This is a genomic window from Spirosoma fluminis (assembly GCF_054778895.1).
The window spans coordinates 499,883-523,928 of sequence record NZ_BAAGZD010000004.1; the positions used below are offsets into that span (position 1 = coordinate 499,883).

Annotated in this window: 22 protein-coding genes; 17 read left to right on the forward strand and 5 right to left on the reverse strand. The window is 52.6% G+C overall.

Features of this window, described 5'->3' with window-relative positions; all coding sequences use genetic code 11:
• Positions 1–314 precede the first annotated feature (314 nt).
• Positions 315–638 carry a hypothetical protein gene (locus ACYVBJ_RS07620; RefSeq protein WP_460981699.1) on the reverse strand — a complete coding sequence of 108 codons (324 nt, stop codon included), beginning with the start codon at positions 636–638 and terminating at the stop codon, positions 315–317.
• Between the two features lie 367 nt (positions 639–1,005).
• On the opposite strand from ACYVBJ_RS07620, the gene ACYVBJ_RS07625 reads away from it, so the two are divergent.
• The 5 genes from ACYVBJ_RS07625 (at position 1,006) to ACYVBJ_RS07645 (ending at position 3,951) form a co-directional block, all read left to right on the forward strand.
• On the forward strand, positions 1,006–1,200 hold the full coding sequence (locus ACYVBJ_RS07625; protein ID WP_460981700.1) for a hypothetical protein: 195 nt from the start codon (positions 1,006–1,008) through the stop codon (positions 1,198–1,200).
• A 42-nt stretch (positions 1,201–1,242) separates the two neighbouring features.
• Positions 1,243–1,869, forward strand: a complete 627-nt coding sequence (locus ACYVBJ_RS07630; protein WP_460981701.1) for an AlbA family DNA-binding domain-containing protein — start codon at positions 1,243–1,245, stop codon at positions 1,867–1,869.
• Between the two features lie 20 nt (positions 1,870–1,889).
• Complete coding sequence (gene hemF, locus ACYVBJ_RS07635) at positions 1,890–2,801, forward strand: oxygen-dependent coproporphyrinogen oxidase (RefSeq protein WP_460981702.1); 912 nt, start codon at positions 1,890–1,892, stop codon at positions 2,799–2,801.
• A 96-nt stretch (positions 2,802–2,897) separates the two neighbouring features.
• Entirely contained in the window at positions 2,898–3,323 is a 426-nt protein-coding gene (locus ACYVBJ_RS07640) for a response regulator transcription factor (RefSeq protein WP_460981703.1), read from the forward strand.
• A 94-nt stretch (positions 3,324–3,417) separates the two neighbouring features.
• Entirely contained in the window at positions 3,418–3,951 is a 534-nt protein-coding gene (locus ACYVBJ_RS07645; RefSeq protein ID WP_460981704.1) for a DUF4199 domain-containing protein, read from the forward strand.
• Positions 3,952–4,095: 144 nt separating this feature from the next.
• On the opposite strand, the gene ACYVBJ_RS07650 is transcribed toward ACYVBJ_RS07645, so the two are convergent.
• Positions 4,096–5,202, reverse strand: coding sequence for an o-succinylbenzoate synthase (locus tag ACYVBJ_RS07650; RefSeq protein WP_460981705.1), 1,107 nt, complete (start codon positions 5,200–5,202; stop codon positions 4,096–4,098).
• Positions 5,203–5,299: 97 nt separating this feature from the next.
• Here ACYVBJ_RS07650 and lpxK point away from each other — a divergent pair, with 97 nt between their 5' ends.
• From lpxK to ACYVBJ_RS07675, 5 genes are all read left to right on the forward strand, one after another.
• A complete protein-coding gene (gene lpxK, locus ACYVBJ_RS07655; protein WP_460981706.1) occupies positions 5,300–6,352 on the forward strand; it encodes a tetraacyldisaccharide 4'-kinase in 1,053 nt (350 codons plus the stop codon).
• 51 nt (positions 6,353–6,403) lie between these two features.
• A complete protein-coding gene (locus tag ACYVBJ_RS07660; RefSeq protein ID WP_460981707.1) occupies positions 6,404–8,428 on the forward strand; it encodes a putative porin in 2,025 nt (674 codons plus the stop codon).
• Between the two features lie 73 nt (positions 8,429–8,501).
• Entirely contained in the window at positions 8,502–9,140 is a 639-nt protein-coding gene (locus tag ACYVBJ_RS07665) for a 3-keto-disaccharide hydrolase (RefSeq protein ID WP_460981708.1), read from the forward strand.
• 109 nt (positions 9,141–9,249) lie between these two features.
• Complete coding sequence (locus ACYVBJ_RS07670) at positions 9,250–10,995, forward strand: GMC family oxidoreductase (protein WP_460981709.1); 1,746 nt, start codon at positions 9,250–9,252, stop codon at positions 10,993–10,995.
• A gap of 96 nt (positions 10,996–11,091) precedes the next feature.
• On the forward strand, positions 11,092–11,730 hold the full coding sequence (locus tag ACYVBJ_RS07675) for a gluconate 2-dehydrogenase subunit 3 family protein (RefSeq protein WP_460981710.1): 639 nt from the start codon (positions 11,092–11,094) through the stop codon (positions 11,728–11,730).
• A gap of 77 nt (positions 11,731–11,807) precedes the next feature.
• On the opposite strand, the gene yiaA is transcribed toward ACYVBJ_RS07675, so the two are convergent.
• Positions 11,808–12,233: an inner membrane protein YiaA gene (gene yiaA, locus ACYVBJ_RS07680; RefSeq protein WP_460981711.1), complete on the reverse strand. Its 426-nt coding sequence runs from the start codon at positions 12,231–12,233 to the stop codon at positions 11,808–11,810.
• Positions 12,234–12,633: 400 nt separating this feature from the next.
• Between yiaA and ACYVBJ_RS07685 the strand changes: the two genes are divergently transcribed.
• From ACYVBJ_RS07685 to ACYVBJ_RS07710, 6 genes are all read left to right on the forward strand, one after another.
• Positions 12,634–14,325, forward strand: a complete 1,692-nt coding sequence (locus tag ACYVBJ_RS07685; protein WP_460981712.1) for a CTP synthase — start codon at positions 12,634–12,636, stop codon at positions 14,323–14,325.
• Between the two features lie 109 nt (positions 14,326–14,434).
• The gene (gene yidC, locus ACYVBJ_RS07690; RefSeq protein ID WP_460981713.1) at positions 14,435–16,288 is read left to right on the forward strand and encodes a membrane protein insertase YidC; all 1,854 of its coding nucleotides are present in this window, start codon (positions 14,435–14,437) and stop codon (positions 16,286–16,288) included.
• Positions 16,289–16,414: 126 nt separating this feature from the next.
• Positions 16,415–18,196: an amino acid ABC transporter substrate-binding protein gene (locus tag ACYVBJ_RS07695; protein ID WP_460981714.1), complete on the forward strand. Its 1,782-nt coding sequence runs from the start codon at positions 16,415–16,417 to the stop codon at positions 18,194–18,196.
• A 70-nt stretch (positions 18,197–18,266) separates the two neighbouring features.
• On the forward strand, positions 18,267–19,556 hold the full coding sequence (gene hemL / locus ACYVBJ_RS07700; RefSeq protein ID WP_460981715.1) for a glutamate-1-semialdehyde 2,1-aminomutase: 1,290 nt from the start codon (positions 18,267–18,269) through the stop codon (positions 19,554–19,556).
• A 60-nt stretch (positions 19,557–19,616) separates the two neighbouring features.
• Complete coding sequence (locus ACYVBJ_RS07705; protein WP_460981716.1) at positions 19,617–20,624, forward strand: glycosyltransferase; 1,008 nt, start codon at positions 19,617–19,619, stop codon at positions 20,622–20,624.
• A 71-nt stretch (positions 20,625–20,695) separates the two neighbouring features.
• Complete coding sequence (locus tag ACYVBJ_RS07710; protein WP_460981717.1) at positions 20,696–21,037, forward strand: hypothetical protein; 342 nt, start codon at positions 20,696–20,698, stop codon at positions 21,035–21,037.
• Positions 21,038–21,090: 53 nt separating this feature from the next.
• Here ACYVBJ_RS07710 and ACYVBJ_RS07715 read toward each other — a convergent pair whose 3' ends face one another.
• Positions 21,091–21,246 carry a hypothetical protein gene (locus ACYVBJ_RS07715; protein ID WP_167209822.1) on the reverse strand — a complete coding sequence of 52 codons (156 nt, stop codon included), beginning with the start codon at positions 21,244–21,246 and terminating at the stop codon, positions 21,091–21,093.
• 141 nt (positions 21,247–21,387) lie between these two features.
• Here ACYVBJ_RS07715 and hisS point away from each other — a divergent pair, with 141 nt between their 5' ends.
• A complete protein-coding gene (gene hisS, locus ACYVBJ_RS07720; protein WP_460981718.1) occupies positions 21,388–22,764 on the forward strand; it encodes a histidine--tRNA ligase in 1,377 nt (458 codons plus the stop codon).
• An 83-nt stretch (positions 22,765–22,847) separates the two neighbouring features.
• On the opposite strand, the gene ACYVBJ_RS07725 is transcribed toward hisS, so the two are convergent.
• A complete protein-coding gene (locus tag ACYVBJ_RS07725) occupies positions 22,848–23,735 on the reverse strand; it encodes a sterol desaturase family protein (RefSeq protein ID WP_460981719.1) in 888 nt (295 codons plus the stop codon).
• Between the last annotated feature and the right edge of the window lie 311 nt (positions 23,736–24,046).

Here is a 24,046-nt window from a genome sequence, read left to right on the forward strand (position 1 = left end):
AACTGATCCGGCTTTGCTATACTACTTCTTAACTTAAACACCTGTCACGGGCTGGCCGCAACCGGTTCGGGTAAAAGACAGGAAAAATCGGCTGACGTTGCATCTAAGCTGTTACATCCAACAAAAAAGATCGGACGCAACCGGCCCGATCTTTCGGCGTTCAACTTTTACGAGTGTCTGGAAGACAGTCCATCCTAAAGACGACTCGTTCGGATGAAACGTTGCGGTAATTAGCGGTTTTTGGATGAGAGGTCAACCGTCTGGATGAGCGGAACCGCCGGGCGTTACGTCCCTCCGCCTACCCCTCTGATCTGTCAGTCTACCTTAAAATAAACGGGATGAATGGGCTCGAACGTACCCCCGTAGTCGTAGCGGGTGCTAAATTCGTAAAAGGTGAGTTCGACATCTTCGACCTCGTTGAGTGAGAAGACCTGCCAGCGCGTGTTGCCCTCTTTGGGAGAAGGCACCACATCCCGGCAATAGCCGTAGAGACTGGCGGAATGAGTGGTCTGGTGAACCCCCGCAATGTAGGGTTCGACGGTACGCCAGCTGTTTTTATGCTTCAACTGAATGACCCAGTGGTTTCGCATGGCGAAATCGATGAGCTTGAGAAATTTGTTTTGTATAGCTGCTTCCATCCCTGTGCAAGTATCAGAATTACGTTGTTGCCAAACCTATGCACTTTATATGCCAATGGAAAGCCGTTGTTGATATGTTTTTCATATATTTTTTAATAGGTGAATCAGGTAGAAACAAGAATAAATCAAACAGTGACTTACGCGCACGTAGGAGACTATACGATTCGGGGCCGGTGGCCGTTTTATCAGTTGAATCAGGGCGCAGCCGGACGAGGTTAAAAGACGATTATAGCGTTTGATTTGGCCTGTTTGCCCGTTAATTTTACCGGCTGTACCGAAAGACGAACAGAGTAAATACCCCCGCAAGTCATAGAAAAAGGGGCGCAGAAACCAGCGGGGCCGTCTGCTACGTAATGATTCCAGATTCATGAAAAAATACCTTTATATCATCGCCTTTTTTTCCGTAACGGCCTTTTCGTGCGATAGTACCGAAGCCGTCGATATTGAGTGTACCGGAAGTACCTACAACGGGCATCAGCTCAACCGGAGTCCAAAGGGCTGCTACTACATCAATATAAATGGCAACCGAACCTTTGTTGACAGTACGTTCTGCAACTGCTGATCGGGCGAAGCAACAAATGAACCAGCGCCTGGTTATCCTGACATGACCCGCAACCAACTTGACGAGCTTATTGAGCAGGGCGAAAGCAATCGGTTAGAGTTTAAGCGTCAGATTTCGTCGGCGCATCGCATTGCCCGTACCCTGGCCGCTTTCGCCAATACGTCGGGTGGTACGCTGCTCATCGGCGTAACCGACGACGGAAAGATCGTCGGTGTACCGTCGGAGTTCCGGGAAGTTCGCAAAATCGAGGATGCCACCGATAGCCTGATCGAGCCTGCGCTGAGTGTCAGCTACGAGACGCTAAGCCCCGATGGCCGCAAGGTCCTGATCATTACCATAGCAGAAAGCACCGAAAAGCCACATCAGGCCATCGACGAAGCCGGAAAGCGTACCATTTATGTCAGGGCCAGAGACAAATCGGTGCCGACCAACAAGCTCATCATTACGCCCGACGCTGCCGATGGCGAACTGATCCGGTCGCCGATGGCGCGTACGCTGATCCAGTACCTGCGCAAAAACGATAACATCACCGCCGATCGGTTCGCCAAGCTGATCAACGTATCGGCGTATCGGGCGGGCAAATTACTCCGGCAGATGGCCGAACAGGGGCTGCTCCTGATGATCGACAAACCCCGCCCGGTTCGCTACGCCCTGAAGCTGGCTGAATAAATAGGTCTTATCTTTACGGTATGATTTCAGACCAGCTCACCACTAAAGAAACCATAACGGCGTTCTTCACCAACTTACAGGATCGCATTTGCCAGGCTCTGGCCGAAGCCGATGGAACAGGAGCCTTTCGGGAAGATCGCTGGGAGCGACCCGGTGGGGGCGGGGGGCGCTCGCGAACCCTGGCGAATGGAGCGGTGATCGAAAAAGGCGGAGTCGGCTTTTCGGCCGTACACGGCGAGGCTACCGAAGCTACGTTACGATCGCTCAACCTGACCCAACCGGCGGAGTTTTATGCCACCGGCGTATCCATCGTGCTGCATCCGCACAATCCAATGGTGCCCATCATTCACATGAATGTCCGGTATTTCGAGATGAGTACGGGCCATTGCTGGTTTGGGGGCGGCATCGATTTAACCCCGCATTACGTAGTGGACGAAGACGCCCGCTGGTTTCATCAGCAGCTTAAAACGGTTTGCGACCGGCACGACGCCAGTCACTACCCGAAGTTCAAGCCCTGGGCCGACGATTATTTTTTTATACCGCACCGGCAGGAAACCCGCGGGGTGGGCGGCATCTTCTTCGATTATCTGAAACCAGCGGATGCGGTCCACAAGGCCAGTCTGTTCGCGTTCGTGCAGGACGTTGGTAACGCGTTTGCGCCTATTTACACGCACTTCATGCACCAGAATCGCGAACTACCTTACGGAGGGCGCGAAACCAACTGGCAGTTGTTACGTCGGGGGCGATACGTAGAGTTTAACCTGGTGTGGGACCGTGGCACCAAATTCGGTCTGGAAACCAACGGACGCACCGAATCGATTCTGATGAGTATGCCTCCGCAGGCCAACTGGATTTACGATTACCGCCCGGAACCGGACAGCCCCGAAGAACAGACGCTGAAACGGCTGCGTAAAGGAATCGACTGGGTTTAAAAAGGAATAGCAGTTAGGTGTCACAACCCCTGACGGATGCGTCGATACCTTATTTTTATAGTGACCAGCACAACACCCTATGGCTGAATTTACGGCATGAAACGGACCATTCTCTTATACAGCGTAGCCTTGGCGGGTCTGGTTACGGCGCTTAAGCTGTTGGAATACCGATTTCTGGTACGTATGCTGCCGCTGGAAATCTACCTCGGAACAGTTGCCATTCTGTTCACGGTCTTGGGCGTATGGGCGGGCTTGAAGCTTACCCGAACAAAACCAGTGATCGTAGGCCCCGCAGTCAGTCGAATCAATGGGGTACTTCCGGAAACGGCTGGCATCAGCAAACGCGAATACGAAGTACTGGAACTGATGGCGCAGGGACTATCGAATCAGGAGATTGCGGATACGCTCTTTGTTTCTCTCAATACCGTTAAAACGCATACCTCGAACCTGTTTCTGAAACTGGACGCAAAGCGCCGGACCCAGGCCATTCAGAAAGCCAAGGAGCTAGGACTGATTCACTAGCCCGAACGGGTGATTCAGCGGGTCGTGGCACAAATCATACTTTCGGGTGAGGGAGGTGATTACCAGTTTGGCTTGTTTTGACCAAAAAACAACCATGAAAAAAATCATTTTAACCTACGGCCTGATCGCCGGTACTATTGTGGGCGGCATGCTTGCCGTTAACGTTCCCTTGTGGCAGAACGGAACCATTACGTTTGACAATGGTATATGGGTGGGGTATGCCACAATGGTCATTGCCTTGTCGCTGATCTTCTTCGGTATCAAAGCCTACCGGGATAATCACCTGGGCGGATTCATCACCTTCGGCACGGCCTTTAAAGTAGGTATACTCATTACGCTGGTCGCTTCACTGCTGTATTGCGTTGCCTGGGAAATTTGCTACAACACGGTTTTTTCGGATTTTATGGAAATGGCCGCCCGGCATACCGAGTTAGGCCTGAAAGACAGTGGAGCCAGCCCGGCGGAGATTACCAAAACCATGAACGAATTCCGGCAGAGTGCCGAGTCCTATAAAAATCCGCTGGTGCGTTTTGCCATGACCTTTGTGGAAATCTTCCCGGTTGGGCTGGTCATTACGTTGCTCAGCGCCAGCCTGCTGCGAAAGAAAGAGTTTCTGCCCCTGGCATAGGCGTTCCGGAGGGGGAGGCTGTCGTACACAACAGGTAACCGTTCATAAGGAATAAATTCCAGCTATTGCTGACGCCTGTGAGACGTAATCATTACGTCTCACAGGCGTCAGCAATACACGCCGATATACTAAAGGGGTAACGGATTATCGCGGCTGCATAGTACCTAATCCTAACGGGCTCAGATCCCAGGCCTGAGTGGCGTTGTAACGCAGGTGACCCTGCTCGATGGTGAGCGGGCTGTCGAAGTTGTTCTGGTAGAGCTGGCCCGTACCCAGACCCTGCGGAATCAAATTCTTGAACTGGGAAACGTATTGAGCAATTGCATTCAACCCGATGTTCGACTCCAAGGCCGAGGTAATCCACCAGCCAATATTGAGCCGCCCGGCCAGTTCGATCCACTCGTCGCAATGGCGCAGACCACCCAGCAAGGTCGGTTTCAGGATGATGTACTGGGGCTGAATCTTCTTTAACAGCCGAAACTTATGGACGTACTCCATCTGCCCAATCAGCTCTTCATCGAGCGCAATGGGCAGGGGCGTGTGGTGGCATAATTCAGCCATCAGCTCGGGCTGACCCGCGCGGATGGGCTGCTCGATCGAATGCAACCCATAGGTCGACAAGCGTTCGAGTTTAGCCATAGCTTCGTCGGGCCGAAACGCGCCGTTGGCATCAACCCGGAGCGTAATCTGCTCGGGAGTGAAGCGGTCACGGATCATGGCCAGCAGGTCGCACTCCTGCTCGAAATCAACAGCGCCGATCTTCAGCTTAAGCGTCGTGTAGCCCGCGCTGAGCTTCTCTTCGATCTGCTGCCGCATGAAGGCCGGACTACCCATCCAGATCAGGCCGTTGATGGGCAGCGAACGGTTCCCGTCCGAAAAATCGTTGGTGTACAAGACCCGTCGACCACCCGACAGGTAATCGAGCATGGCGGTTTCAAACCCAAATAAAATACTCGGAAACTGCTGACTAATCAGTTGATTCAGAATGATGGGTACGTTCCAGCTAAAGAGCTGAAGGTCAAGTGAGTTAAACTCCTGGCAGTATTGGCCTAAACGCTCTTCAAAATCAGCCCGGTCGTCGTAGCTTAAGCCCACCAGCGGACCACATTCGCCGTAGCCGACAACGGCTGGATTCTCGTCGTCATAGAGTCTGATCAAATACGACGTCTTCTCGGTCAGGATACCGCGCGACGTACCCGCTTCGAAGCGAAAATGCAACGTGTATTTGAGGTTGTCGACCTTAAGACTCATTGTAACAAGTGGTGAGGGCGGGTAATCACAATCCTAAAAGTACTACTTTTGGCTGCTTGGAAAAGGCAATAGTACGAAAATATTAGCGATACGTTGCGTGAATAACTGGTTACTCCTTCCACTCAGTGGAATTTATGGATTGATAACGACGGTACGTAACTGGTTGTTCGACAATGGGTTGTTTCAGCACTATTTGCCGTCAATATACACAATCGGGGTAGGTAACCTTACCGTTGGCGGCACCGGAAAAACACCCATGGTCGAATTTTTGATTAAATGGTATGCCGCAACGGGTGCTACTACGCCCTTCGAAGCGGCTACGCTCAGCCGGGGGTATGGCCGACAAACAACGGGCTTTCGGATTGCCAACGATTCCGATACAGCCGCAACAATCGGGGACGAACCGCTGCAGCTCTACCGGAAATTTAAACAGCAGGTACGCGTCTGCGTGGGGGAGCGCCGGGCCGAGGCCATCCAGCGTCTACTGGAACTCCATCCCGAAACGTCGCTGATCCTGCTCGATGACGTGTTTCAGCACCGGGCGGTGCGTCCGCAGTTAACTATTTTGCTGATGGACTACAATCGGCCGTTCTATACCGATTATCCGTTTCCCGCCGGGCGGCTTCGCGAACCAAGGCGGGGAGCCGATCGGGCTGATGTAGTGGTGGTAACGAAATGCCCGCTTGACCTGTCCGATTCTGATCAGGAACGTATAGCCTGCCAGATTCGGCAGTACGCCCGGCCTCAGACGCCGATTTTTTTCGCCGGGCTGCAGTATGGACAGCCGGTTGCGTTTAGCGGCCGACCTGTGGTGTCTGGGTTGACGGACGTGGTATTGGTATCGGGTCTGGCCAATGCCGATCCGCTGGAACGGTACGTTCGCCAGACGTTTCAACTCCTGAATCACTATCGATTTGCGGACCATTACACCTATACGCAGGCTGATCTTGACCGAATTATGGCTGATCTGCCAACCGGCGCAGCGGTGCTAACTACCGAAAAAGACTGGGTTAAACTCGATGCGCTGCTCACGCCCGAACAGCGAAACACCCGGCCTTTCTATATTCTCTCCATCCAGATGACGTTTCTGGAACAGGCCGGTGAGAATTTTTCCGACTATCTAACCCGGCAGCTCCTTAAAAATCGTTAACCAGTTACCCCTATGTTCGGCCATACGGCGATTTAGCGTATTTTTGAGGCAATGAATCGAATTCTTTTCTGTTTACTTTTTCTCATCAGTCTCACGCAAACCGCCTGGGCGCAGCAGTTCCCCGGTGGCACGCAGTTGCCCAATGGCTTTCCCGGCGGGTTTGGTGGCCAGCAGGGACGGCCGGGGTCTTTCTCCAGCGCAACCACCAGCAAAAACGGTATCGATGACTCAACCAAAGTCATATACGGGCCGAAGTCGACCCGGTTTATGCTGGAAGAAGATATATTCAATAACCGCCGGAAGCTCTATACGATCGATACCACGATGGACGATGTCCACCGGTTTACGTACGTGCAGCGGAGCCAGAACCAGTACCAGGATTTAGGAACTCTCGGAACGCCCATGCGGCCGATATTTGTGCAGGTACCGCAGCAACTGGGGGCTCAAACCGGTTATTACGTGTTTTCGCCCTATGCCTATCAAACGATGGGCGTACGCTATTTCGATACGAAGTCGCCATTTACGGATATGTATCTGGCCCTGGGTGGCCGGAATCAGAACATCCTGCGCTTCGACTTTTCGCAGAACATTTCTCCCCGCTGGAATGTCGGATTCAACGCCCAGCGCTTTACGTCGCAGAAACAGTTTGGTACCAGCGGCCCCAACGACCCTAACAAGCTGCTGGCGCAGAACTGGGGATTTCTGGGGCATACCAACTACCGCTCCAAAAACGACAAGTATACCCTGCTGCTGCACTTCATTAACATGAACCACAGCTTCGACGAGCAGGGGGGCGTGTTGCCCGGAGAAACCGCCGATAGTACACCGATCGTTTACAACTATACGGGTGATCCTATTCTGCGGAGTGGCGATCAGCAGTTTCGGGTGCAGGGACCGCACGGCTGGGAAATCCGCAACGACTGGCACGTGTACCATCAATACGTACTGGATCAGGGGTTTCAGGTGTATCACCGGCTCGATTACCGGCGGCAGAAAAACTTTTATCAGGACGACACCCTGCGGTTGAACCAGTCGGTTACGTTGCCCGATGAGTCGGTCCGGCGCTTTTATCCGTTCATCCAGGGCGATACGTCCCGCATTTTTCAGGAGGCCCGGTCCCGGCAGGTCGAAAATCAGTTCGGGCTCAAAGGTGTTTACCGGCGTGGAGGTTCTGCGTTTAATTACCGGGCTTATCTACGCAGCCGGATTTTCGGGCAGTATACGCGGTACAACACCTCCCGCACCAATTTCAACGAATACGAAACCCGGCGGGTCGAAACCTTTCTGGGCGGCTGGCTGGGCTACTACTTCCCGGACAGTCTATCGCAGGTGACGGCCGAGGCTGAATACCAGGTCGGCGGTGGGTTCCGATTGCAGGGGCAGTTCGACAGTAAGTTCTTAACGGCTGGCTACACGGCCATGCTGGTGCAGCCAACGCTGCTGCAGGAGCGCTACCAGAGTATGATTTATTTCTGGCGTAACGATTTCAAGCTGCGCGGCTATAACTACGCCTATGGTAAGCTGAACCTGCGGTATAAGAAACTACGGATCGAGCCGGGCATTGATTACTACTTACTGAGCAATTACACGTATTTTGATACGAACGCCGTAGCCCGGCAGGCGTCCGGTTCTTTTAGTGTGCTACGTACCGGCTTGGGTTATCATCTTCAATTGGGCAAGTTTCTGGTTTCGGGACAGGCTTATTACACCGTTCAGTCCCGCTCCGATATTCTGCGAACGCCACCGTTCTTTATGAATACCCGGCTGCAATATGAGTTTCTGTACGCCAAGGTCCTTTATATACAGGCCGGTATTGATCTGCACTATAAGTCGCCGTATTACGCCGATGCGTATATGCCTGTTACGCAGCAGTTTCATCTGCAAAACCGGCAGCGGGTAGAAGGCTACGTCCTGGCTGACCTGTACGCGAATCTGCGGGTCAATCGAACGCGCCTGTTTGTCAAACTCACCCACGCCAACGAGGGCGTATTTGCACCCGGTTACTTTGTGGCACCTGATTTTCTACAAATGCGCCGGGGCTTTGCCTTTGGCGTTGACTGGTATTTATTCGATTAAATGCTCCAATACAGGTAAAACAGGCTGCTCGGCCGCTTCTATACCTGTTAACTGATACGTAACAAGTGGTCTTATGAATGCCATTGTTCAAGTCTGTATACTCATCACCCTCAGTTTCAATCTGTGGTTTAGCGGCCATGCCGCAAAGCCAACGCCTATATTTGATGGCAAAACCTTTCGGGGCTGGGAAGGCGACACTACGGGTTTATGGCGCATCCGGGAGGGTGCCTTAGTAGGCGGCTCGCTCACGCAGACCGTTCCCAAAAACGATTTTCTGTGTACAACCCGGAGCTACGCCAATTTTGATCTGAAGCTGAAATGGAAGCTGATCGGCACCGCCGGTTTTATCAACGGGGGTGTGCAGTTCCGAAGCCAGCGGCTGACTAACCCGGCCCACGAGATGACGGGCTACCAGGCCGATCTGGGTGATGGCTACTGGGGTGGGCTGTACGACGAATCCCGACGTAACAAAACCTTAGTCGCCCCCGACTCGAACCAGGTGAAACGCATCCTGAAACGTAACGACTGGAATGAGTACCATATCCGGTGCGAAGGACGGCGCATCCGGCTCTGGCTGAACGGGCAACCGACCGTCGATTATACTGAACCTGATGCGGCCATTCCGCAGTCGGGAATTATTGGCCTGCAAATTCACGGCGGAGGCAAAGCTGAAGTCGCCTATAAAGAGCTGATTCTGGAAGAACTGCCCTGAGCCGGGGCGTCAGGAGCGGGCGATTGCTTCGCAACCTGACAGCGGCTTCGTGTTTATATTGTATCTTTAATTTGTATTCTGAACAATTCCGTAAAACCGTATTTTCTGCATGGACCCAATTCAGATTAAAAAAGCCCCGACACAGTATGATGTGGCTATCGTCGGCTCTGGAGCCGGAGGAGGCATGGCGGCTTATATGCTTGCAAAAGCGGGGGCTAAAGTTGTCTTGCTGGAAGCAGGAGGCTATTTTGACCCCGCTGATCCAAAGTATATTACGCAATTAAAGTGGCCCTGGGAGTCGCCCCGGCGCGGAGCGGGTACAACCCGGGCTTTTGGGGATTTCGATGCGGCCTGGGGTGGCTGGGACATTGAAGGAGAGCCCTACACGACCGCCAAAGGCACCGAGTTCTACTGGTTCCGCTCGCGTATGTTGGGCGGACGTACCAACCACTGGGGACGTATCTCGCTCAGGTTTGCGCCCGACGATTTCCGGCGGAAAAGCATGACCGGCGTCGGTGAAGACTGGCCGATTGGGTACGACGACATCAAGCCATTTTACGATCGCGTCGATAAACTGATTGGTGTGTTCGGCTCGGTGGAGAATATGCCAAGCGAACCCGATGGGATTTTTCTGCCGCCCCCGAAGCCGCGTCTGCACGAACTGATGATTCGGAAAGGAGCCCGGAGCATCGGTATTCCGGTCATTCCGTCGCGCCTATCTATCCTGACCAAGCCGATCAACAACGAACGGGGGGCCTGCTTCTATTGCAGCCAGTGCGGTCGGGCGTGTCAGGCGTACGCCGATTTTTCGTCGTCGTCGGTACTGGTCAAACCCGCTATGAAGACCGGTAACGTTACGTTGATTAACGGAGCGATGGTGCGCGAAGTCGTGACCGATCCGGCGACCGGCCTTTGCACCGGCGTTAGTTACGTGGATACGCAAACCTTGCAGGAGGTGACCATAAAAGCAAAAACGGTGGTTCTGGCGGCCAGCGCTGGCGAAACGGCCCGGCTGCTCTTAAACTCGAAGTCAGCCCGCTTCCCAACGGGCCTGGCCAATAGCAGTGGCGTAGTCGGAAAATACATCAACGACTCCACCGGGGCTTCCCGCTCGGCATTCATCCCCGCCCTGATGGACCGCAAACGCTACAACGAAGACGGCGTTGGTGGTATGCACGTTTTCACGCCCTGGTGGCTGGATAACAAGAAACTCGATTTCCCGCGTGGGTACCACATCGAATACTGGGGCGGCATGGGCATGCCGGCCTACGGATTCGGCTGGGGCGTTGAAGAACTGAACGGCATGATTCCCGGCCGCGACGGTAAAATGAAACCCGGTGGTGGGTATGGTGCCAGCCTGAAAGACGACTATCGGCGTTTCTACGGCGCTTACGTCGGTATGGCCGGTCGGGGTGAGCCTGTCCCGCTGGAAAGTAACTTCTGCGAAATCGATCCGAACGTAGTCGACAAATACGGTATCCCCGTACTGCGGTTCAACTACAAATGGTCGGACTATGAGATCAAACAGGCCAAGCACATGCAGGATACGTTCGAGGAGATCATTCACTCGATGGGCGGTATTGCCCTGGGTGCGAAACCAAACGCATCCAACAACTACGGTCTGGCCGAGCCGGGCAAGATCATCCACGAGGTAGGTACCGCCCGTATGGGTAACGATCCGAAAACGTCGGCGCTGAATAAGTTTCAGCAGGCGCACGATGTGAAAAACCTGTTTGTGGTTGATGCCGCTCCGTTCCCTTCGCAGGGCGACAAGAACGTAACATGGACAATCCTGGCCTCGTCGATGCGCACCTCTGAATACCTGATCGATCAAGTTAAACAAAAGAATATCTAACACTGCGCCTTCCTGTTCCGTCTGCTGCGGCTGGTCTTACCAACCTACACTACGTACCGGCAGACTGATCAGGAGACCGTATAAGCAACTACGTCTATGAAACGCAGAGACATTCTAAAAACAATACCTGCCACGGCACTCGGATTCGCGGTTGCGCCCGTCGAAGCAGCTGTGCCGGCTCCACCGGATGTAAAACCACTCAAAATTCCCGGTGGCCGACAGAAGTTCGAAGCCGAGCGTGATGCCAAGCTGCACGCCGAAAAGTTTTTTACGCCCCATGAGCTACAAACCGTAACGGTGCTGGGCGACATTATTATTCCCGCCGATGAACGGTCGGGAAGTGCTTCACAGGCCGGTGTGCCCGCATTTATCGAGTTCATGATGAAAGACCAGCCCCGTAACCAGACTCCCATGCGGGGCGGAATTCGCTGGCTCGACAACACCAGCGTGAAACGCTACGGAAAACAGTTTGTGCAGTGTACAAAAGCGCAGCAGATCGACCTGGTTGAACAGATTGCCTATCCGGCTACGGCCAAGCCGGACATGACGCAGGGCGCTGCGTTCTTCAGCATGATGCGGAATCTGGTCGCTTCCGGCTTTTATACCAGCCAGATGGGCATTAAGGACATCGGTTATGTCGGCAACACGCCCAACCAATGGGATGGCGTCCCCAACGACGTCTTGAAACAGTACGGACTGGCCTACGAAGAGCGCGAACTGACGCAGGGTAAGTAGTTTCGTTACAAACCTGATTGATACAAAAACAGCCTTACTCTCCAGTAAGGCCGTTTTATTTATAACCTGGCAGGTAGTTACTCAAGACTGCTCACCGAACGAGCCGACGATGGGGCACGGTCGCCCGTCTGAGTATCGCGCGTATTTTTTTGTACGGCAATGGCTGCGAACATACTCAGCGTAAACGACATGGCATAAAACCCTTTTTCGCTTAAAGTCAGGCTGGCGTTCCACAGCCCTACCGTCAGCAACAGAATGGCCAGAATCACGGATAGCCAGCTAATGCCGTAATACACGTTTGTGACGGGGATACCCTCGATCCGGTCGCGTACGCTTTTCTGGACAGAAACGGCGGCAAACAGACCGTACATCAGCACGGTGAAATAATAGCCTTTTTCGTTCAAGGGCATCTGGGCATTCCAGAGACCAATGTTAAACGCTAAAATACCCGCAATAAGCGCAGCCCATGAGGCTGAAATAAAGGCACTGGATGGTTGTTGCATCGATTTTGTTGGTTGGCTATGAAAGAAGGCTGTATTTGCTAACCGCTTGAAAAAGAGTTAATTTTCGCTGCAAGTCTCCCACTTATTTTTTCACGAAGCAACTTTTCGGGAACGTTACTTAGTAATCGGTAAGCTAGCCCAGAATATAGCCGACAAGGCCCACGAACCTAGTCCTTGAGAATCGCCATTTACAATGCATGCCGGGAACAACTGGCTTTGTTGCCACTTACAAACTAAGCGATATAGATCGGTTGTAACCAGGACACGGACGGGGTAGATGCCATTCGTTGACCACCAACGGATTAGCCGCTACCCCCAACATTTTCCCGTTTTTTAAAACCGTTTTCTGGTTTATTTTATCTACCTTTATATCCCGTAACGACCAAATCAGGTTTCAATCATGGCGGCTACGGGACCAAAATCCGCAAAATATATTTTTGTTACGGGCGGGGTAACTTCATCACTTGGCAAAGGCATTATAGCCTCTTCACTGGCCAAACTTCTTCAATCGCGGGGACTTACGGTAACGATCCAGAAATTCGATCCGTACATTAATATCGACCCCGGTACACTCAATCCGTACGAACACGGCGAATGCTACGTCACCGACGACGGAGCCGAAACCGATCTCGATCTTGGGCACTACGAGCGGTTCCTGAACCGCCCCACGTCGCAGGCGAATAACATCACCACGGGACGTATCTACAACAATGTGATTACGCGTGAACGGCGGGGCGACTTCCTGGGTAAAACTGTGCAGGTCGTACCCCACATCACCGATGAGATCAAACGCAACATTCGGTTGCTGGGTGATACGGGCGAATACGACATTGTGATTACCGAAATCGGGGGGTGCGTCGGTGACATCGAATCGCTTCCCTTTGTTGAAGCCGTTCGTCAGCTGAAGTTTGAACTCGGGGAGAAAGATACGCTGGTCATTCACCTGACCCTCGTGCCGTATCTGCAATCGGCGGGCGAATTAAAAACCAAACCGACTCAGCACTCGGTACGGATGCTGCTCGAAAATGGCGTTCAGCCCGACATCATTGTGTGCCGTACGGAGCACGCATTGCCGCAGGACATTCGCCGGAAAATTGCCTTGTTCTGTAATGTGCAGGTAAACTCAGTTATCGAAGCGATTGATGCCGAAACGATCTACGACGTACCGCTGCTCATGCAGAAGGAGCGCCTGGATCAGCGCACGCTGTATATGCTCGATTTGTATAACGATAAAGACGCGGATCTGGACGCCTGGAAAAGCTTTCTGGGACGACTCAAAAATCCCGGCGATACCGTTCGCATTGGGCTGGTGGGTAAGTACGTCGAACTGAAAGATGCGTATAAGTCCATCGCCGAATCCTTTATTCACGCGGGTGCAGCCAACGAATGCAAAGTGCAACTGGAATGGATTCAGTCGGAAACCCTGGTTGATGAGCATCACTGCGCCGAAGTATTGCGCGAACTGGACGCGGTACTGGTTGCCCCTGGTTTTGGGGAGCGCGGCATCGAAGGCAAAATCAACGCCGTACGGTACGTTCGTGAACACGGCATTCCGTTCCTGGGTATTTGCCTGGGTATGCAGATGGCCGTTATCGAGTACGCCCGTAACGTAATGGGTATCGAGGATGCGCATTCAACGGAAATGGAGCCGCACACGACCAGTCCCGTTATCAGTATGATGGAAGAGCAGAAGAGCATCACCGATAAGGGAGGCACGATGCGGTTGGGCGCCTATACCTGCAAGCTGAAGCGCGATTCGCTGGCGCACCAGATTTATGGGAAAACCCAGATCAGCGAGCGCCACCGGCACCGCTACGAGTTCAACAACGACTACCTCGATCAGTTTGAGCGGGCAGGACTGCGCCCAACGGGTATTAACCCCGATACAGGGCTGGTCGAGATTGTTGAACTGGTCAATCACCCCTGGTTTGTGGGCGTTCAGTTTCACCCTGAACTCAAAAGTACCGTCATGAATCCGCACCCTTTATTCGTGCAGTTCGTGCGGGCCGCACTTGCCTATAGTCAGCAGAAACGCACCAGTGAAGCTTCTGGCCGCACCGCTCCTGTAGAAACCGCTGATTTGGTTGATTAAGCGGGCGAATTGGCGTAATTTTACGCGCTGATCTACGATGTACGAACTACGATTTCATACTCGCAGGTAAACGTCGTACATCGTAGATCGAATTTCGTAAATTACATACATGGATCGTAATCAATTAATTGGCATTGTCCTGATCATGGCGATGCTGGTCGGCTACCAGCTTCTGGTGCCGAAGCCCGCGCCCGAGAAGGAACCGGCCCAAAAGACACAGACGACAAAACCCACAACAGCGTCGGCAGCTTCGGCCGCCATTACTAAAGCGGAACAACCGCTCGATTCGGCTGTAGCCCGCCAGCAGTTCGGTGATTTTGCTACAGTAGCTTCCGGTCAGGCGCAGGACGTAGTAGTGGAAAACAAAGACATAAAGGTTACTTTTAGTACCCAGGGCGGGCGTGTGAAGGAAGTGGTTCTGAAGCACTATAAAACCTACGATCAGAAACCACTCGTCCTGATTGATGCACAGAGCAGCCGGACGGTATTGGAACTGCCAACCAATCGTGGTAAGGTCGATCTGCATAAATTATTTTACCAGACGAGCACCCTGAGTGGCAGCGTAGGCAGTCAGCCGCAGCAGATTACGTTCCGGGCTGAGGTGGCACCGGGGCAGTCGGTCGAGCAGGTATACACCATGCCCGTTGAAGGCTACGAAATCGCGTATAATTTAAAGGTAAATGGCCTCGCCAATGCGGTTACCAACGATAACATCCGATTCTACTGGGAAGATAAAATGCGCCAGTATGAAAACGATTTGTTGAATAACCGCCGGGCCGCCACCATCAACTACCTGACGGCCGATGAGAATTTTGACAAGCTTACGGAAGGCGAGAGCAGCCAGGAAGCCACACTCGAAGAGCCGGTTAAATGGTTCACTATCAAACACAAATACTTTTTGTCGGGTTTTGTGGCTCAGAATGGTCCGCTCACGAAAGCTAATTTCAAAGCCTTAGTTGATCCGACCGATACCAGTGTGGTAAAGACGGCTATCGCGGATGTGTCGCTGCCGATAGCTGATGTCAAGTCGGGTAAAGGCCAGTACAAGTTTTACTACGGCCCGAACGATTTTCAGTTGCTGGGTAACGTAGCGCCGGAGTTCGACCAGAACGTTTATCTCGGCTACTCGGTGCTGAAGCCGATCAACAAGTATTTCTTCGTGCCGGTTTTCAACCTGCTGGAGAAATTCATCTCGAACTATGGCCTGTTAATTATCGCCCTGGTGGTGTTTGTGAAGTTAATTCTAACACCGTTAACCTATAAGTCGTACGTCAGTATGGCGAAAATGCGCGTGCTGGCTCCCGAAATCAATGAAATCAAGGAGCGTGTGGGCGACGACATGGCCAAGCAGCAGTCAGAGCAGATGAAGCTGTATCAGGAGGTAGGCGTAAGCCCGCTGAGTGGCTGCGTACCGGTACTGGCTACCATGCCGATTCTGTTTGCCCTGTTCATGCTCTTCCCGAACCTGATTGAACTGCGGCAGAAAACCTTTCTGTGGGCTCCTGATCTTTCGACTTACGACGCCTTTATTACGTTCCCACAGATCCCCTTTATTGGTGGTCACCTGAGTTTGTTTACCGTTTTGATGACCGCTTCATCGATTGCGTACGCGTATTACAACAACCAGACTACGCCGACACAGCCGGGACCAGTGAATATGAAAGCGCTGAGCTACGTGTTCCCACTGATGTTCATGTTTGTGCTGAACTCGTATCCCGCTGGTCTGACGTTCTACTACTTCGTATCGAACGTAGTGACGATCGCGCAGCAGCAGTTGATTCGCCGGTTTGTTGATGAAGACAAGATCAAAGCGTTACTCGACGAAAATCGACGGAAGAACGCAGCCGGTGAAGGCAAAAAGCCGGGTGGGTTCCAGGCGCTTCTGCAAAAGCAGCTGGCCGCAGCCGATGAGGCCCGGAAGCAGGCCGAAGAAGCGCAGCGGAAAGCGAAACAGAAGAAGTAAAGTTTAGTTAGAAGTCTACAGTGCCTGTTTACGTAACGAGCCGAGAAGACGTTTGTGAACAAACGGCCTGACCGCTTACCAAAAGCAACGCCACCGCGTTGCTTTTGTGCATTAACCCAAAAAAACATGAACGAGAGACTTTATTGGTTTAAACTGCTGGCAGGCGGTCTGATCTGGCTTGTGAGTCAGCAGCAGGCTGTTGGGCAGGTAGGAGCTGATGCCCAGAAACGCTATAAGGCTGCGGTTCGGCTCGTTCAGACGGGCGACTACGACCGGGCCAAATCGGAGTTGAACGTGATTATTCAACGAGATGGTCCCCTCGCTCCTTACGCCCATTATTACTACTCCATTGCTGCCTTTCGGCAGCGCTACTTCGGTCAGTCGCGGCTGATGCTGAAGCAGTTGATGAACCGCTACCCCGACTGGCGGAAGATGGACGAAGCCCGTTATCTATTCGGCGCGGTGTGCATGGAAACCGGCCAGTTCGAAGACGGCCTGACCGAGATGCAGCGAATTGGCGATCCGGTGCTGAGGGCCGACGTAACGAAACTGGAACGGCATTTTATCGGGCAGATTACAGATCTGAACCGCCTGAGGCAGATGAACCGGGAGTTTCCGGAAGATCGAATCATTGGGCTGGCCTTGATTGATCTGATTCAGCGATCATCCAGCGACAAAGAAGACCTGGAGTTATCGGACCGGTTAACGAATCGCTTTGGCGTGCCTGTGACGGCCTCGTCCCGGCCGACTACCATACCTGCGTCGTCCACAACAACGACGCGCCCAACGCCAGCTACTCCTCAGACCAGTCGACCAACCCGGGCGAAAGGCTATTACAATGTGGCCGTGATGTTTCCATTCCGATTAGAGGATTTTGATGCGGACAAGCGGTTGCGGGCAAATCAATACGTATACGATCTGTATAATGGAATTAAGTTAGCCAAAGACAAACTACAGGAAGAAGGGATTACGGTGAATCTGTTTGCCTACGACGTAGACAATGACGCCAACAAAACCCTGGAACTAGTGAACAGCCCGGCATTTGCGCAGACCGATCTAATCATCGGCCCGTTATACGTAGAGCCGAATCGCATTGCTTCTGCCTTTGCCAATCAGAATAACGTATTGCTCCTGAACCCAATAGCGACGAGCAGTGAGTTAGTCGCCAACCAGCCCATGTCGTTTCTGGCGCAGCCCTCACTCGTCAGGCAGGCGCAGCGTGTGGTCGAGCAGGCCCGAAACCTGGGCGGGGGACGTAAAGCGGCTATTTATTTTGGGGCAACCCGTAAAGATTCGCTGTTGGCCGTAGCGTACCAGACTGAGCTGAAGCGGCTGAATTACCAGATCGTGGATTTCCGAAAACTGACGGGAAGTACGCAGGCTATCGCCGATGCCATGCAACCAACTGGGCCTACAACGACGACGGCTGTAGCATCGGCAAGCGCCAGTATCCCACTGAGTCACATATTCCTGTCCAGCAGTAACGACGACGATGGCCCCAGACTATTAGACGCCCTGAGTCGCCGACGCGTGACGGGCCCGGTACTGGCTACCGCTGCCGCTTTCGATTTTTATAAGAACTCCTTATCGACATTTACCCGACGCGATCTGTATCTACTCTATCCTGACTTTATCGATACGTCGCGTGAGCCGGTTACGGCCTTTCAGGAGCAGTACCTGGAAATCAGGAACACCATTCCCTCCGTATTCGCCAGTCAGGGATACGACATGATGCTGTTTTTTGGGCGCCAGCTGGCCAAAAATGGACCTGGTCTGCGGAATCGTACTAGTCTCCGTTCGGACACGGATGATTACCTGCTCTCCGGATTCGATTATACACAAAACAATGAAAACCAGATTGTCCCTATCGTAAAGTACGACGGCGGGCGGTTTGTGAAAATTAATTAGCGGAAGAGCGAACGAGAAGGGAGTAGCTTTTGGACGCTCTTTCACTCGTTCGCTCTTCCGCTCTTTCCCTATGAACACGAGCGAACAATTATTTGAGAAGGCGAAGCAACTGATTCCGGGTGGGGTTAACTCTCCAGTTCGGGCGTTTCGGGCGGTTGGCGGCAATCCAGTATTTATCAAATCAGCCAGGGGACCGTATATCTACGATGAAGACGGTCGGCAGTACGTCGAGCTCATCAACTCGTGGGGACCCATGATCCTGGGTCATGCCTTCGAGCCGGTCGAACAGGCTGTTCGGGATGCGATTCAGCACTCCTTTTCGTTTGGTGCACCAACCCGCAAAGAAGTTGAGATGGCCGAACTGATTATCGACATGGTCCCATCGGTCGAAAAAGTGCGGATGGTCAACTCCGGTACCGAAGCGACAATGGCGGCCATTCGGGTAGCGCGGGGTTTTACGGGCCGTGATAAAATCATCAAGTTCGAAGGCTGCTACCACGGTCATGGCGATTCGTTTCTGATTGCGGCCGGTAGCGGAGCCATTACGATGGGCGTACCCGATTCGCCGGGCGTGACCAAAGCCACCGCAGCCGATACGTTAACTGCGCCTTACAACGATCTGGCCGCGGTAGAAATACTACTCGACAATAATCAGAATCAGGTAGCGGCTTTGATCCTGGAACCAGTTGTCGGCAATATGGGCTGTGTGCTGCCCGCACCCGGTTTTCTGGAGGGTCTTCGTGCTCTGTGCGACAAACATGGTGTTGTGCTCATCTTCGATGAGGTGATGACCGGTTTCCGCTTAGCCAAAGGCGGAGCACAGGAACGATTCGGTATTACGCCCGATCTGACGACAATGGGTAAAATTATCGGTGGCGGTATGCCCGTAGGGGCCTACGGTGGTCGCCGTGATATAATGGACGTAGTGTCGCCCGCCGGACCGGTTTACCAGGCCGGAACGCTTTCGGGCAACCCGATTGCGATGTCGGCCGGGCTGGCCATGCTGCGTCACCTGAACGAGCATCCAGAGGTCTACACCCGCTTGGAAGAGATCGGCCAGAAACTGGCAACGGGTTTCCAAAACGGCTTGCAGAAAGCAGGGCTTAACTACACCATCAATCAGATTGGATCCATGTTCACCTTGTTCATGACGGAGCGGTCGGTAACGAATTTTGCCGAAGCTAAAGCGTGTGATCTGCCGTTGTTTGGCCGCTATTTCCACGCCATGCTGAACCGGGGCGTGTATTTAGCGCCGTCGCAGTTCGAGAGCCTGTTTGTATCGGTCGCCCTGACCGACGAGTTGATCGACCAGGTAATTCAGGCCAATGAAGAAGCGCTGGTTGAGGCCCTGAATCCGTAAGTAAGAAGGGTAGACGATGCCGCAACGTTGCGGCATCGTCTACCAGGTATCATTTTCCGTATGCTTTTTTCCGTTATTATCCCTGTCTATAATCGTCCGGATGAACTGCGCGAACTCCTGGTAAGCCTGACCCAGCAGACAAGCCAGAATTTCGAGGTGCTGGTCATCGAAGACGGCTCTACGGTTAAGGCCGATGCTGTCGTCGCTGATTTTAAGGATACGCTCAGGATTCGTTATTTTTTCAAAGAGAATTCTGGGCAGGGATTTGCGCGGAACTATGGATTTGAGCGAGCGGAGGGCGATTATTTTGTTATTTTCGATTCGGATGCGCTGGTGCCTCCGCACTATTTCCAAACCGTCGCTACGTACCTGACCGCTACCTGGCTGGATGCGTATGGCGGGCCCGACGCAGCGCACCCCGATTTTACGCCCGTTCAGAAAGCAATCAGCTACTCCATGACTTCGCCGTTTACGACGGGGGGGATCCGGAGCAGTAAAAAAAACCTGGGCGGTACGTTCCATCCCCGAAGTTTCAATATGGGCCTGTCGCGCCAGGTCTGGGAAAAAATAGGGGGGTATAAACTTAGCCGGATGGGGGAAGATATTGAGTTCGCCATCCGCATCATTGAAAATGGCTTTACGACGGGGCTAATTGCAGATGCGTTTATCTACCACAAGCGCCGGACGAACTTTGGCCAGTTTTTCCGCCAGCTGCGGTTTTTCGGCCGGGCCCGAATCAACATCTCCCGGTATTATCCCCGTGAGTTGAAGCTGGTGCACACGTTTCCGGCTTTGTTCACGCTGTTTGTTTTCTCGGTACCTGTCTGGGCGCTGATTAGTCCGGTGCTGTTTGCCCTGGCTTTGGTCGTATTGCTCGTGTTTTCGATCCTGATCTTTCTGGATGCTAGCCGTAAAGAGAAAAATGTGCAGGTAGGACTGCTTAGCGTCGAGGCTGCCTTTGTTCAGTTGATCGGTTACGGGATCGGGTTTATGAGCGAAGGCTGGAAACGCGTTCGGGAGCCCAAAGGATTTCGGGAAACCGGAGCAACTATTGAGTATCCGTCTTAATGTTACGCTCTTGTTAACAAATGAACGAATGGGTACGTTATGAACGTACACCACCCTAAGCTGTAAACGACATGGCAAAGCTTCCTCCACCACCCGGCCGTCGGTTAGTGAACCGGATGAGTACCCGCACAAAATGGTTGCTATTAGCGCCGGTCAGTCTTATGCTGATTGGTGCCGGGCTATGCGTGTTGAGTGAGGCAGGTCATGCTAAACATAGCGGAGGCCCTTTTCGGCAGTGGTTCCTGATTGGTCTCTATGGGCTAATTCTGGTCAACGGCGGCCTATCTTTGTTTGGACAGGCGGTCCGGTATCGGGTTCAGCTCGACTACCGTCGGTTTGTGCGCCGGGAGTTTAAAAAGCGCGAAGGAAATCGTAGAAAACGAAAATCCTCATCCGGTCGAGATGAGGATTAGATACTAAGTTGCCGGTTCGCTAAGAATTAGCGAACCAATGAGCAGATCGAACGTTACGCGGCTTTCTTCTCAGCAAACGAAGCTTTGATCGCTTCTACGTCTACGTTCTTGATGATTGGCTTACGCAGCAATTGTTTGATGGCGTTGGTCTTATTATTAGCGATGGCGCGGTTCCGGCGGCCTTTCCGCTTCAATTCAGTTACTCCCATGACGGTATATTGTTTTAACTTGTCGGTTCTTACCAGTAAAAATGCAGCGTCTCTGCAAAATGAGACCGCAAAAATAAGGTTTTTATCAGACAAAGTAAATGGTACGCCCGTTCTTTTCGGTTAGGTGCGTAATTTTGCCCCATGCAAAAACCGACCTTACCCAAAGGCACCCGCGATTTTGGGCCGGAGCAAATGCGCAAACGGCTATTTATTTTTGACACCATCCGTCAAACCTTTCAGCGTTTCGGCTTCCAGCCGCTCGAAACGCCTTCGATGGAAAACCTGTCTACGCTGATGGGTAAATACGGTGACGAAGGCGATCAGCTCCTCTTTAAGATTCTGAATTCCGGCGACTTTGCCGCTGAACTGACCGAACTGAACATTACAGCCGGTTATAAAAAACTTACGCCCAAGATTTCGGAAAAGGGGCTGCGTTATGACCTGACCGTGCCCTTCGCCCGGTACGTTGTCATGAACCGCAATGCGTTGACGATGCCGTTTAAACGGTACCAGATGCAGCCGGTCTGGCGGGCCGACCGGCCCCAGAAAGGGCGTTACCGCGAGTTTTATCAGTGCGATGCCGACGTAGTAGGCACTGATTCGTTGCTCTGCGAGGCCGAAATCGTGCTGATGGTTCACGAAGTGTTTCGCAACCTCGGTATTGGGGATTTTACCTTGAAAATCAACAACCGGAAGGTGCTGGCTGGCATCGCCGAAGCAATCGGAGCCGCCGGTCAGGAGGGACCGCTGGCCGTTGCGATTGATAAGCTCGATAAGATCGGTCAGGAACGAGTCTTGGACGAACTGCGCGGACGTGGTTTTTCCGAAGAGGCCATTACGAACCTTGCTCCGATGTTTACCATAGCCGGGAGCCCGGCCGACGTACTTACGCAGTTGAAGAGCTGGCTTAATACGTCGGATACGGCACAGAAAGGGATTGCTGAGTTAGAGGATGTCTGGCGGTTTGTTGAGCAGTACGGACTGGTCGATTCGCGGCTGGAACTAGATATAACTCTGGCGCGCGGTTTATCGTACTATACGGGTGCCATCTTCGAAGTAAAAGCCAACGGAGTTCAAATTGGTAGCATCAGCGGGGGAGGGCGCTACGACAACTTGACGGGGGCCTTTGGACAACCGGGTTTGTCGGGAGTAGGCATCTCGTTCGGCGTTGATCGTATTTACGACGTAATGGACGAACTAGACCTGTTCCCGGCTTCGGCCGGACAGGGCACGCAGGTATTGATCGTTCCCTTTGATACTGAGGCCAGGGGAGTTGCCCTGCCGTTACTAACCCAACTTCGTGAGGCTAACGTAGCGGCTGAGGTTTATCCGGATCTGGCGAAAGTTAAAAAGATGCTCGATTATGCGAACGCCAAGAGCATTCCGTACGTAGTACTGATTGGCTCGGAAGAAGTACAAACGGGGCAGATGTCGCTCAAAAATATGGTAACTGGCCAGCAGCAAAAGATACGTGCAGAAGAGATTGTATATATCCTATGTAACGCCTATCCAAGTTAACAAACTGCACTGCCCAAGATGAGCAATTATGCGATCGACACCACTGTAGTTTAACGTGTTAATCAGGAGCCGTTCTGTTACGTTCAGGCGGTGTGTTTGGTCAGGTCGTTACGTTTCTCGGCTTGTAATTGCTTGGTTGTTTTACGCGATCCGTCGTGGCTCCAGCCGGGAGGGCCAAACAAGTACCCCAGGGCGTTACGTACTGAGCTAGACCGGCGCAGATCGTGGGCTATATCGCTCCACTCGTGAAAGGCGATGCGCACGGGATTATACGAATCAATATTCTTTGTCAGGCCATAGGTGGGGCGGTTACGTTCGGGCTCGAAGGTGCTAAAAAGCCGATCCCAGATGATAAGAATGCCGCCGTGGTTTTTGTCGAGGTAGTCGAGGTCGGAGCCGTGGTGGACGCGGTGGTGAGAGGGCGTGTTGAACACATACTCAATGGGAGCAGGTAACTTATTTATCAGTTCAGTATGAATCCAGAACTGATACAACAAACTGATGGCCTGCATGGTCATCACGGCCACGGGCGAGAAGCCTACGAGCGGTAACCAGGCCCAGAACAGGAAAGCCCCGCTCAACGTACCAGTCCAGGTTTGACGTAAAGCCGTGCCCAGATTATACTTCTGCGACGAATGGTGAATCACGTGCGACGCCCAGAAGTACCGACTGCTGTGGCTAGTCCGATGAAACCAGTAGTAGCTAAAGTCATCGGCCAGGAACAGCGCCAGCCAGGCCCACCACTGGGTCATGTCGATGGTAAACAGGCGGAACTGATACACAAACGAGTACACACCGAACACAATCACTTTGCCAACGAGGCCAACGATTACGTTGCCAATGCCCATCGCCAGACTGCTGGCCGTGTCCTTAGCGTTGTAATAATCTTTTTGCTGTTTGGCCGTTACTACTACCTCGGCAATCAGCAAAATGACAAAGCCGGGGATGGCGTACTGAATTAAGTCTTTCATTACGTTCGTATAAGATTTAACGCGACGAGCGTGTCCAGCGTCTACAGATCCTCTTATTCGATCTTCGACCAATACAAAAATAAAACGCAGCTGGGTAGAATACAATCGGAAAAAGGACCCATATCCGGACAACGTCGTGGGCTATATGTTGAATGGGTAATCGGACCATTCGTAGACTAACCTATTGGTAACTATCAAAATAACAGCGTACTTTACCGTACTACGTGTGCTCAATCAGTGATTCCAATCAATACTCAATTTATTACGGATAAGCTTACTGGTTCTACCGTGAAATAATCGCCGGTACGGCC